Raw genomic sequence first — 11921 nt, forward strand, 5'->3', positions numbered from 1 at the left:
CACCTTCCTGCTTTAGCTGCAAATATGCAAAATTATTTATTGGTGTTTTACCACAAGCACAGGTACGTTAACCATATGGCGCACCGTATCAACTGTCGACCCGTAAAACAGGTCTTTTAAAACCCTGTGCCCGTGCGACCCCATCACAATCAGGTCGGCATTTTCCTGCTTAACAATTTTTACTATGGCTTTAGCAGGCATGCCATAACCTATTTTGGCCGAGGCTATGTAGCCTAAAGCGTTTAACTCGTTTACATATTTGTCCAGATTCTTGGTATCGCTTTGTGTTTCCTGATCCATTACCTCGGTATCATGGTACCGGGCTCCGGCTGTTTCCACCACGTGTATAAGGGTATATGTAGCCTGCTTGCCTCCCTGCATAATGCCGTGACGAATGGCATCACGGTCGTTTTTTGAAAAATCTATCGGAATAGCTACCCTGTTGTAAACAATAGAATCAAAATTATCCAGCGCCCAAGCATCACCATGCGGTACCCTCCCCGGTTTTTCCTTCAGCTTGAATACAATCGGTTTAAAAAATATGTATAATAACAGAGCACCAATGCCCGCCGCAACAGGCATAACAATGGCATATATGGCCACACGGGCTTGCGGATAGTTTTCAATCCAGCCGATAATCTGTTCGGCCACAAGCTTTACGTTTAATGCTACAATTACAAAAGCGCTTATCCAGGCAAGTATCTTAATAACATTTCCGGTAGCAAATTTGCCCATGCTGCGTTTATCAGCCGTAAAATGTATCAGCGGAATTATAGCGAAACCAAGTTGCAGGCTCAACACCACCTGACTTAATATTAACAGATTACCCAGCGCGTCGTCGCCAAAATATACAATGGTGCATACCGCCGGTACAATGGCAAGCAGGCGCGTAAGCAAACGACGCATCCATGGCGCTATGCGCAGGTTGATATGCCCCTCCATAATGATTTGCCCGGCCAGCGTACCTGTAATAGTTGAACTTTGACCTGATGCTATCAGCGCTACTGCAAACAGTATAGGCGCCGCCTTCCCGAAAATACTTTCAAGCAATTTGTAAGCATCCTGTATCTCGGCAACCTCAAAATAGCCGTTCTTGAAAAAAGCTCCTGCTGCCAGTATCAATATCGCTGCATTAACCAAAAAAGCCAGGTTTAAGGCAATTATTGTATCAATGAAATTGTATTTCAACGCAGCCTTAATACCGTCGTCACTCCGGTTTATTTTGCGGGTTTGCACCAGCGACGAATGCAGGTACAGGTTATGCGGCATCACGGTAGCACCAATTATACCAATAGCGATATATAATGAACTACCCGACAGGTTGCCCGGAATAAAACCCTTTGCCACTTCTACCACATCAGGCTGTACAATAAACATCTCTGTTAAAAATGATAAACCGACAATGAATATCATCGAAACTATAAAAGCTTCGAGCTTACGCATGCCTTTATTCATCAAAAACAACAGTAAAATGGTATCGGTAATGGTTAGTAGCACGCCCCAAATCAACGGCAAATCAAACAACAGATTTAACCCTATGGCCATACCAATGATCTCAGCAAGATCACATGCTATAATGGCCAGTTGTGCCAGGACATACAGGCAAAAATTTACAAAAGGAGGGTAGGCATTTTTTGAAGCTTGCGCCAGATCGACGCCGCGAACAATACCTAACCTTGCGCTTAACGATTGCAGCAGCAACGCAATTAAATTTGATACGAGCAGTACCCATATCAGTTTATAACCAAAAGCGCTGCCACCCGCAATATCAGTAGCCCAGTTACCCGGGTCCATATAACCGACACTTACCAAATAAGCCGGACCTATAAATGCCAGGATACGGCGCCAACCGGTTTTATTTTCGGTGTTTACCGAACTGTGTACGTCGCTTAATGATTCGCTGTGCTTAACTTCCATTTATTATTCCCGTAGTTATACTAACAATAAGGGTGTTATGTTTTAGAAAATATATTTTTGTAAATCTAATCTTAAAAATTAGACTGACCTAATTTTACTGTAAAATTTATTTTTGTATGACCGGGGTGTAAAAAAATATTATTCTGTTTGCATCGTTTAAATATATCTTTGTACTACCATGGCTACCGAATTAGATAAGATAGATCTTCAGATACTAAAAATATTACAGGAAAACGGCAGGATCACCAACCTGCAGCTTTCAAACGAAATAGGCCTGTCGCCGGCGCCAACGCTTGAGCGTGTGCGTAAGCTGGAAAATGCCGAATATATAAAGAGCTATCATGCTTTGGTAGACGAAGAAAAGCTTGGTTTAGGCATAAAAACCTTTATACAGGTATCGCTTGATTTCCATAAGAACAATACCATACAGATATTTTTAGACGAGATACAGAAAATTAAAGAGGTTACCGAATGTCATCACGTAACCGGTCAGTGTGATTTTCTGCTGAAGGTTTATGTAAGGGATATCAAATCGTATGAACAATTGATCATGGAAAAAATCAGCCGTATTAACGTGGTGAAAACATTCCACACCATGATGATCATGTCGACCAGTAAAAAAGAAGCTATTATTCCGCTGGAGTATTAATTCTTGGTTCATGGTTCATAGATGATAGTTCATTGTAAAGCTATTTAACGATAAGCATGGCGTAGCAGCTATGAACCATGAACCATTAACTATGAACAAAAATTATCCGTTTGCCTTTCTTATCATCTCCGCTACCCGCTCTTTACTGGTTTCAGCATAGCTGTACTCGTTACCGTAAAAGCTTCCCATAATGATGCTGTCGTTATGGTACTTCATTCTGCTGTTTATATGCACTTTTGCAGATGAATGTACTTCGGTTGCGCCGGTAAAGTGCACCAGGTCTGCAATGTTATGTTCATCAACACCACAGCCCGGCATTATGCTGATTCGGCCTGCTGCTTTCTCAACTAAGTGGTTGATAACGCCGGCTCCTTCTATAGCGGTAGTTTTTCCACCGGAAGTAAGTATGCGTTCGCAGCCAATTTCGATGATATCCTCAAGTGCCTTGTACTGATCGGCGCACATATCAAATGCCCGATGAAAGGTAACGCCAAGTCCCCATTGCTTAGCCATTGTAACCAATTGTGCGCAGCGTTCTTTGTCAACATGACCGTCTGGTGTAAGTATACCGATCACAATGCCATCGCAGCCGGCTTCAATGCAGTGCCTGATATCGGCCTGCATTATTTCAAACTCAAGGTTGTTATATAAAAAGTCGCCGCCACGCGGCCTGATTAACACGTACAGTTTTATATGCAACAGCTTACGGGCAAGCAATATCTGGCCGGGAGATGGAGTGGTACCACCCTCGTTCAAATTATCGCAAAGCTCAACCCGTACAGCGCCGCCTTCCTGCGCGGCCAAGGCCGAGGCTGCAGAATTTGCACAAACTTCAAGTGTAATCATAAAATCAATAGGACGGGATATCTAAATGATCAAACTATTTTTTTTAGTCGAGGATATTATTCTTTGTCTTCAGTGCTTTCGTAAAAAAACTTGCCATCAATAAGTCTGTCTTGTTTCTCAGTATCGCAAACAGCATAGCTAAAGCCTTCCTGTATGGCATATGCGCCGTATTCTCCTTTTTTATTAATAGCCAGGAAACCTACCTGTATTTCTTTGGCGGTTTCAGGCTTTTTGTTGATAATGCGCTGCACTGCTTCCTTGCAAGCGGCCTCAGGTGATAATCCCTGTCGCATTAGTTCAACCACTAAAAAGCTTCCCACATTACGAATCACTTCCTCACCAACTCCGGTCGACGTTGCACCACCAACTGCATTGTCAATATATAATCCGGCACCAATTATCGGACTATCACCCACACGGCCATGCATTTTGAAAGCCATACCGCTTGTGGTGCACGCACCCGAAATATTACCATGCTTATCAATAGCCAACATACCAATGGTGTCATGATTGAACTTATTGCCGGGCTTTCGGTCGTTCTCGATATTAATAACAGGCTTGTATTGTTTCTTTACCAGCCATTTCTTCCACGCTTTTTCAGACTCGGGTGTCAGCAGCTTTTCTTTTTTAAGGCCTTGTTCAATGGCAAATTGTGTTGCCCCCTCGCCAACCAGCAAAACATGCGGCGACTTTTCCATTACCATGCGCGCTACCGAGATTGGATGCGCTATATATTCCATAGCTGCTACCGCCCCGCAATTACCTTTTTCGTCCATTATGCAGGCGTCAAGCGTAACATGCCCGTCGCGGTCGGGGTAGCCTGCACGCCCAACAGTGTGATTTTCCATATCAGCCTCGGGTATGCGCACGCCGGCTTCAACAGCGTCGAGCGCACGCCCACCTTTCGACAGCGTTTTCCAGGCTTCCTTATTAGCTTCTATACCAAAATCCCATGTTGAGATTACTATAGGTAAACGGTTTGTGGTAGCTGTTGCAGATGTACAGCCCGACAAACCATAAACTTTAACGGAAGCGGCGCCTACGGCGGATAATTTTATAAAGTGGCGACGATTTAGCATCAATGGTAAAGATAAGGATACATGTATAAACATGTATTCACAAAGTAGTTTTAAATTTCTGAAGTATTATCTTGATCATCTGTTGATGCAAGGATTTCTTGGCAGCGTTCCAGGTCTTTCTCAAAAACTTTTATCTTTACGCCGCCTACAGCCTGGTTATAAAAGGGTTGTGCGCTTAAAACATTACCATCGGCAATAAAACAGGAGATGCCTTCAGCTTCAAGCCGCCCGCGGATTATTTCGGCCAACATAGGGTCGTAGTAACTATCAAGTGTTACTATCTTGTCGTTTTCGTGCATAATGTCGGGTTAATATAGTGCAATATACCTTGTTTTATTTAATTTCGGGCAAGCATGAACCGTATCGACCGCATATCAGCTATTTTGATACAACTGCAATCGCGCAGGGTAGTTAAGGCTGCAGATATTGCCGAAAGGTTCAATATCAGCCTGCGTACGGTTTACCGTGACGTAAAAACTTTAGAAGAAGCAGGCGTGCCGTTGATTGGGGAAGCTGGTGTAGGCTATTCAATTGTTGATGGATACCGCCTGCCACCGGTAATGTTTACCCGCGAAGAAGCCACGGCCTTTTTAACCGCCGAAAAGTTTGTGGAGAAAATGACTGACGCATCGACCATCGGGCATCATCAATCGGCCATGTACAAGATACGTGCTATACTGCGCACTGCTGAAAAAGACTTGCTGGAAGATATGGACGGCAGCATTGAGGTATTGAAAAGCCGCAGCCAGCAACGGGCCGATAATCAAGATCATATTCAAACCATACTTACTGCTATAGCGCAAAAATGCATACTTAAGCTTGATTATTTTGCCTTGCACAGCCAGATGCAAACCCTGCGCGACGTTGAGCCGGTAGGCATTTATTATCTCGACAGCTTTTGGCACCTGATAGCCTATTGCCGCATGCGGAATGATTACCGCGATTTCAGGCTTGACAGGATTCGAAGCATTAGCCTGGCTGATGAAAAGTTTACAGGCCAGCATCCAATATTAAAAGACTATATAGCCCAAACCGCCCGTGAACACAAACTGGAAACAGTGGTGATGCGGGTAGACAGATCGATACACAACTTTCTTGACTTTCAGAAATATTACAACGGCTTTGTATCTGAAAAAACAATTGGTGATTGTGTAGAAATGACGTTTTTAACCACATCGTTAGAAGGTTTCGCACGTTGGTTTATGATGTACGGCGACCAGGCGGATATCATAAGTCCGGACAGTTTGCGGAAAAGGGTAAAAACCATCGCATCAGAAATTGCAAAAAAAGATTATTAACTGTTTTAAATAAATTCGATATAAATTTTACTGCTGACATAGGGTTGTCATTCGCGCTTGTTTTGTTTGCGTTGTCGGTCCGGTAGCAGTGTTTAAAACGTGAAATTATGGAACATAAAACACGGTATTGGGTTATAGCCGTTTCGAAAAATTATTTGCAGAACGGCATAAAAGGCGGCTACATGCAGGCTAATGACGGCAAGGACGCTATTTTGGAAAAACTTGAAAAAGGCGACTGGCTGATATTTTTTTCGCCGAAGGAAGTGAATGGCAGTAATACTGCTTTACAGGCTTTCACCGGCATTGGACAGGTTGAGGATGATGATATATATCAAAGTGAACCGGGCAATAAAAGACCATACAGGCGTAAAGTGACATTTTATAAATGCGAGGATGTACCTGCTGAATCAATTGTGGATAGGCTCAGCTTTGTACAAGACAAGAAGGGCTGGGAAAAAGTGTTCAGGTTCGGATTTTTTGAGATACCGGAAGTCGATTTTGAAACAATAAAAAGAGCTATGCTGAAAGGCGAACAGGCAGAAACAATAACATTGTAATACAATAATATACCTATGAGCGATTTAACAGTAAGAACTGACATTGAATTTAATGCACCAAAAGCTGAAGTTTGGAAAGGCTTAACCGACCCCGGCATGATAAAACAATACTTTTTTGGTACCGACCTTAAAACCGAGTGGAAAGTTGGCAGCCCCGTAATTTGGAGCGGTGAATGGGACGGTAAACATTATGAAGACAAAGGCGAGGTGCTTGAAATTATCCCCGGCGAATATGTAAAATACAGCTACTGGAGCAGCATGTCGGGCACAGAAGATAAACACGAAAATTACCAGACAGTTAGCTACTTGCTTAAAGAAGAAGACGGCAAAACCATCCTAACCATCACCCAACAAGGTAGCAAGGACGAAGCAGCTAAAGAACATTCGGAAAGCAACTGGAAAGCGTTAATGGAAGAGTTGAGGAAGATGATAGAACCCCACCCGGCCTCCCCTGAAGGGGAGGAGAGATAGGCCTCTTCACATAATGATTGTCATGCTGAACGATAGTGAAGCATCTATTCTAATAGAAATGTTACCGATAGATTCTTCGCTATCGCTCAGAATGACAACCTGCTTTTTAAGTTCTCTTGAAGCATTCAGCGTAAGTTTACTTTAAAAAGTCTCCCTTTAGGGAGATTTAGAGGGCTTTAAACGTCATCCTCTGCCCGGCCAAATGATTGTTCACAAATGTACCTTTATTCCATACCAAGTTACCCGAAACAATGGTGCTTTGAACAGATGAGGTGAACTGTGTGCCTTCAAATGGGCTCCATCCGCATTGGTAAAGGATATTTCCTTTGTCAACCGTCCATGGATTGTTCAAGTCGACCAAAACTAAGTCGGCCCAATAACCTTCACGTATATAGCCACGTTTTTCAATGCGGAAACAGTCGACCACGTTATGCGCCATTTTTTGGGTTATTTGCTCGAGCGTTATTTTGCCCTGGTGATATAGCTCAAGCATGGCAGGCAAAGCATGCTGCACCAGCGGTCCGCCGGACGGCGCCTGCAAATATGGTTGTGCTTTTTCTTCAATGGTATGCGGGGCATGATCGGTTGCAATAACATCAATGCGGTCATCAAGTACTGCTTTCAGGATACCCTCGCGGTCGGCAGCAGTTTTAACAGCCGGGTTCCATTTTATCAGGTTGCCTTTTGTTTCGTAATCTGCATCGCTAAACCAAAGGTGATGCACGCAGGCTTCGGCTGTTATTTTTTTATCTTTTAGGGGGATGTTGTTATCAAACAGATGTGTTTCTTTCTCGGTAGAAATATGCAAAATGTGCAGCCTTGTACCGTGCTTTTTTGCCAGTTCAACCGCGAGCGACGACGACAGGTAGCAAGCCTCTTCATTCCTGATAACCGGGTGCATGGTTACCGGGATGTTTTCGCCGTATTGCTTTTTGGCTATGGCAAGATTATGTTTAATGGTCGCTTCATCCTCACAATGCGTAGCTATCAGCATAGGCGATTCAGCAAAAAGCTGGTCGAGCGTTACCGGGTTATCCACCAGCATATTGCCGGTTGATGAACCCATAAATACCTTTATGCCGCAAACATTACGGGCATCTGTCCGCAATACTTCATCCAGATTGTCATTCCCCGCACCCATAAAAAATGAATAATTGGCCAGCGAATTACGCGAAGCAATATCGTATTTGTCAGCCAGTAGTTGTTGGGTGAGCGTGTTTGGTACAGTATTCGGCATCTCCATAAAAGAGGTGATACCACCGGCAACAGCCGCCCGCGATTCGGTGAAAATAGTGGCCTTGTGTGTTAATCCCGGTTCGCGAAAGTGCACCTGATCGTCAATGCATCCCGGTAGCAGGTGCAGGCCTTCAGCATTTATTTCTGTATCAGCGGCAGCGTCAATCTGTGCGTCGATACGCTCAATGAAGCCATCTTTTACTAAGATATCTGTGATAAACTGCCGGCCTTCGTTAACTACCGTAGCCGATTTAATGAGGATGGAAGACATAGAGCAAAGATATTGTTATTTCGGAGTTTGGATGTTCAATTTGGGATTTAGCAACTGTTTTTATAAACCACGTCATTGCGAGGAACGAAGCAATCTCTGAACTTTTCACGCGGATATGCATGTGTAGAGATTGCTTCGTTCCTCGCAATGACGCTATAATTTAAGACCGAAAATTTGGGGATACCTCAACGCCGCTTTCAGTATAAAATTCAGTGAATCGGTTACCCAAATTTCACCATCAATGGCTTTTTTAAGTACTTCCGGTGCGGGTATTGTAATCACCTGTATATCTTCCGTTGTGTCCAAACGTTGTTCCGAATTAAACTCAGCATCAAAATAAATAAAGCCATAAGTGATTTGCTTTAACTTGGTAGGGTTGTTGGCTATTTTTCCTAAAGAAATAAGCTTATCAGCGGGAGCCTTAATACCGGTTTCTTCTTCCAACTCGTTTATAGCCGATTCAAGTATCGATTTATCTTTTTGCTGCATGCCGCCCGGCAGTTCAAGCAGTATTTCACCCAAAGCATGTTTATATTGCTTTACCAGCACTACTTCATTGTTCTTGGTAACTGCCAGCACCTGTACCACATCGCCCAGCGGCGAAAAGTAATAATCGTCAACAATATTGCCGTTTGCCAGCTGTACCTTGTGCTTTAATATCGGGAACCACGGGCTTGGCGAAACATTTTCTTCGTTTAATATTATCCAGGGTTTAATCTCTTTGTTCATGTGGCGGTAAAAATAGTCGTTTTAGCCTCACCCAACAATGTTTCTATAAATTGCAGGTTTTATGCAAACCCTCTCCAATTGGAGAGGGTAATAGCGGTGGTGAGTTTTGTAATACCCTTACAAATTAAATTATCAAAGGTTCCTAAATGCGCGTAAAGGCCCCGCCAGCAAACCGTGGCCAGGTGTTTTGCCTGCAAGGCTGGGTAGGCTTTTGCTGGCTTCGCATTTTCTTTTGGTTCGTTTTCTTTGTGGCTAAGACAAAGAAAATGAACATCCACTGGCCATAATAAAGCACATTCCAATCCTAACGGAGCTCTACACTGTTCAATCTATCACTCAAACGTCAACTAACAAGCTCTGCCTCTCCCCTAAAACTAAAACACTATCTTTGCGCCCATGGCAGCAACTTTTGAGGACTTTAAATTTAACCGGCAGATACTAAGTGCCATTGCCGATGCCGGTTATACGCAGCCAACGCCTGTACAGCAAAAAGCCATCCCGCCGATATTGAACGGGCAGGATGTGATGGGCATAGCGCAAACCGGAACAGGTAAAACCGCCGCTTATGTGCTGCCAATTTTGATGAAGCTGAAGTATGCGCAGGGTAACGATCCTCGGGGACTCATCATAGCGCCAACACGCGAGCTGGCCATGCAGATTGAAGAAAATATTAAAGCGTTTGCAGTAAATACTGATCTGCGGGTGGTAGTGGTGTATGGCGGCTTAGGCCCGAAAACACAAATTGAGCAAATAAATAAGGGCGTTGATATTATTGTAGCCACACCCGGCCGTTTTATGGATATCTATCTGGCCGGTCACATTGTTACCAAAAACCTGCAGGTATTGGTACTTGACGAAGCCGATAAAATGATGGATATGGGCTTTATGCCGCAGGTTAACCGCATACTGGAAGTTGTTCCGCGTAAACGGCAGAACCTGTTGTTCTCAGCAACCATGTCTGACAAAGTGCATAACCTATCTGCTAATTTCCTGGAGCATCCAACGGTAATAGAAGTAACACCTCAGGCCACGCCGGCAGCAACGGTTACGCAAAAGCTATATTTCGTACCCAACATCAAAACCAAAATCAACTTGCTGAAAAAGCTGTTGGATGAAGATGCCGAAATAAAAAAACTGATGATTTTCTGCAAAACACGTACTTCTGCCGAAGATGTGTTCAGATTTTTGTCACGTAAGTATAAAGAAGAGGAAGTGCGGGTGCTGCATGCTAACAAGGGGCAAAACACGCGTATAAACTCGATAAACGCTTTTAAGAACGACGAGGTAAAGATACTGGTGGCTACCGATGTGGCTGCACGCGGTATTGATGTGGCCGACGTTAGCCACGTGATCAACTTTGACGTGCCGATAGTGATTGAAGATTACGTTCACCGCATCGGTCGTACCGGGCGTGCTTTTAATAGTGGCGAAGCTATAACATTTTGTACACCTGCTGAAGTATATTACATCCGCAAGGCCGAAAAGCTGATCAAGCAAAGCATTGAGGTGGTTGATATCCCTGCTGACGTGTTCATAGAAGAAACCCCTTACGAAGAACGACAGGCGCAGGCGCGAGAGATCGATCTGCAAAAACGCCGTGAAAATCCTGAGTTTAAGGGCGCTTTCCACGAGAAAAAGTCACTTACCCAACAGCGGAAGTTTGAGAAAGAAAAGGCCAAACGTAATCCAAGGGTAGCGGCTAAACACAGTGTAAAACGTTCATCAAAAAAACGATAATCAGTATATATGAAATTCAGGCTTACGCCGCTTAATATAGGCACTGCTTTTTTTATTGTAATAGCCGTTTATGTATGGATATACGGCGCAGGCGTGGTTACAGGCCAGCAATACCAGCGTTGGACCAACATAATAGGAGGGCTGTTCCTGTTCTTTGCTTTTGTAGTGGCATTTCTTGATATAACATTCCGCAACTTTTTTAAGGACACAAAAACTTTGTGGATTGTAGAACTAAGCTTTATAACTTTAACCACCATAATTTTTTTAATTGTTAAATAGATTTTTTGATGAAAAGAGCTGAAATAAAACTCACTATAGACCTTGATGATAACAACGTTCCTGAAAACATCATGTGGGAATCAACCGACGCACAGAACAAAGAAGCGCTGCCGGTAAAATCAATGATGCTTGCCTTGTGGGATCAGAACTATAAAAATACCCTGCGTATCGACCTGTGGACCAAAGACATGCCGGTTGATGAGATGAAACGCTTTTTTTACGAAACCCTGCAAACCATGGGCGATAGCTTTTTACGCGCTACCGGCGAAAAAAACATTGTTGAAGACCTGCGCGACTACTGCGCTCACTTTGCCGAAAAAATGGAGATAACCAGATAACCGTATGCGCATCCCCTCATTAATATCGCTTTTAGGTTTTATCCTGATAGTTGTGGCAACTTACTGCCCTATGTTGTGTCCGTTAGGTTTAATGAACTGGAATGTTTTTGACTTAAATAAGCCTTATGCCATTGCCATGCTGCTTGTAGCGGTAATAGGCATCATTGGCGTGGTATTCAGCGTTACTAAAGTAGCACGCATAGCCGCATGGCTATCACTGGTGCTGGCTGTGCTATTATATGCAGCCGCGTATTTTCAGGTTAAGGATTATTTTACGTTTATACCTTTCAAAGGCATAGCTACTTTTCTTACTTCAAAAATTAAATTCAAGTGGGGATGGTATGTGTTGTTTACAGGCGCGGTACTGGCTTTAAGTTCGATTTTTATTCCGAAGAAACAAGAGGTCTATAACAAAACAACCTGATTGTTGTTAAACACCCTGTAGTTGTAAACAGGTCGTTTTTAGTGCCTTATCGCTGGTAGCAAGCCTGCATACAACTCGATTATTTTAAAC

The 11921-nt window shown here is 43.5% G+C and carries 14 protein-coding genes; 8 read left to right on the top strand and 6 right to left on the bottom strand.

The features are described from left to right. Positions 1-36: 36 nt before the first annotated feature. Complete coding sequence (locus tag EOD41_RS01435) at positions 37-1917, bottom strand: Nramp family divalent metal transporter (protein ID WP_127702999.1); 1881 nt, start codon at positions 1915-1917, stop codon at positions 37-39. Between the two features lie 178 nt (positions 1918-2095). On the opposite strand from EOD41_RS01435, the gene EOD41_RS01440 reads away from it, so the two are divergent. Continuing rightward, the gene (locus EOD41_RS01440; protein WP_127703000.1) at positions 2096-2566 is read left to right on the top strand and encodes an Lrp/AsnC family transcriptional regulator; all 471 of its coding nucleotides are present in this window, start codon (positions 2096-2098) and stop codon (positions 2564-2566) included. Positions 2567-2668: 102 nt separating this feature from the next. On the opposite strand, the gene EOD41_RS01445 is transcribed toward EOD41_RS01440, so the two are convergent. Genes EOD41_RS01445 through EOD41_RS01455 form a run of 3 tightly spaced genes read right to left on the bottom strand, consistent with a single transcriptional unit; the run spans position 2669 to position 4790 of the window. Beyond that, a complete protein-coding gene (locus EOD41_RS01445; protein ID WP_127703001.1) occupies positions 2669-3412 on the bottom strand; it encodes a copper homeostasis protein CutC in 744 nt (247 codons plus the stop codon). A 56-nt stretch (positions 3413-3468) separates the two neighbouring features. After that, positions 3469-4491, bottom strand: coding sequence for a N(4)-(beta-N-acetylglucosaminyl)-L-asparaginase (locus EOD41_RS01450; RefSeq protein ID WP_127703002.1), 1023 nt, complete (start codon positions 4489-4491; stop codon positions 3469-3471). A 50-nt stretch (positions 4492-4541) separates the two neighbouring features. Then, on the bottom strand, positions 4542-4790 hold the full coding sequence (locus EOD41_RS01455; RefSeq protein WP_127703003.1) for a putative signal transducing protein: 249 nt from the start codon (positions 4788-4790) through the stop codon (positions 4542-4544). Positions 4791-4844: 54 nt separating this feature from the next. Between EOD41_RS01455 and EOD41_RS01460 the strand changes: the two genes are divergently transcribed. The 3 genes from EOD41_RS01460 to EOD41_RS01470 all read left to right on the top strand — a co-directional run bounded on the left by EOD41_RS01460 (position 4845) and on the right by EOD41_RS01470 (position 6817). Next, complete coding sequence (locus EOD41_RS01460) at positions 4845-5789, top strand: helix-turn-helix transcriptional regulator (protein ID WP_127703004.1); 945 nt, start codon at positions 4845-4847, stop codon at positions 5787-5789. 107 nt (positions 5790-5896) lie between these two features. After that, positions 5897-6346 (top strand): EVE domain-containing protein, encoded by a 450-nt coding sequence (locus EOD41_RS01465; protein ID WP_127703005.1) that lies wholly within the window; start codon positions 5897-5899, stop codon positions 6344-6346. A 15-nt stretch (positions 6347-6361) separates the two neighbouring features. Further along, a complete protein-coding gene (locus EOD41_RS01470) occupies positions 6362-6817 on the top strand; it encodes an SRPBCC family protein (protein ID WP_127703006.1) in 456 nt (151 codons plus the stop codon). 166 nt (positions 6818-6983) lie between these two features. Here the strand turns inward: EOD41_RS01470 and EOD41_RS01475 are convergent, their stop codons facing one another. Both EOD41_RS01475 and EOD41_RS01480 read right to left on the bottom strand, forming a co-directional pair. Then, positions 6984-8324, bottom strand: coding sequence for a dihydroorotase (locus EOD41_RS01475; protein WP_127703007.1), 1341 nt, complete (start codon positions 8322-8324; stop codon positions 6984-6986). A 153-nt stretch (positions 8325-8477) separates the two neighbouring features. Further along, positions 8478-9053, bottom strand: a complete 576-nt coding sequence (locus EOD41_RS01480) for an NUDIX hydrolase (protein WP_127703008.1) — start codon at positions 9051-9053, stop codon at positions 8478-8480. A 396-nt stretch (positions 9054-9449) separates the two neighbouring features. On the opposite strand from EOD41_RS01480, the gene EOD41_RS01485 reads away from it, so the two are divergent. From EOD41_RS01485 to EOD41_RS01500, 4 genes are read left to right on the top strand one after another with little or no spacing between them, the layout of a single operon-like run. Next, positions 9450-10790 carry a DEAD/DEAH box helicase gene (locus EOD41_RS01485; RefSeq protein ID WP_127703009.1) on the top strand — a complete coding sequence of 447 codons (1341 nt, stop codon included), beginning with the start codon at positions 9450-9452 and terminating at the stop codon, positions 10788-10790. A gap of 9 nt (positions 10791-10799) precedes the next feature. Continuing rightward, entirely contained in the window at positions 10800-11069 is a 270-nt protein-coding gene (locus EOD41_RS01490; RefSeq protein ID WP_127703010.1) for a hypothetical protein, read from the top strand. Between the two features lie 8 nt (positions 11070-11077). Next, entirely contained in the window at positions 11078-11407 is a 330-nt protein-coding gene (gene gldC / locus EOD41_RS01495) for a gliding motility protein GldC (protein WP_127703011.1), read from the top strand. Positions 11408-11411: 4 nt separating this feature from the next. After that, positions 11412-11831, top strand: a complete 420-nt coding sequence (locus tag EOD41_RS01500; protein ID WP_127703012.1) for a hypothetical protein — start codon at positions 11412-11414, stop codon at positions 11829-11831. Positions 11832-11921 lie beyond the last annotated feature (90 nt).

The organism is Mucilaginibacter limnophilus (genome assembly GCF_004005815.1).
GTDB lineage: Bacteria > Bacteroidota > Bacteroidia > Sphingobacteriales > Sphingobacteriaceae > Mucilaginibacter > Mucilaginibacter limnophilus.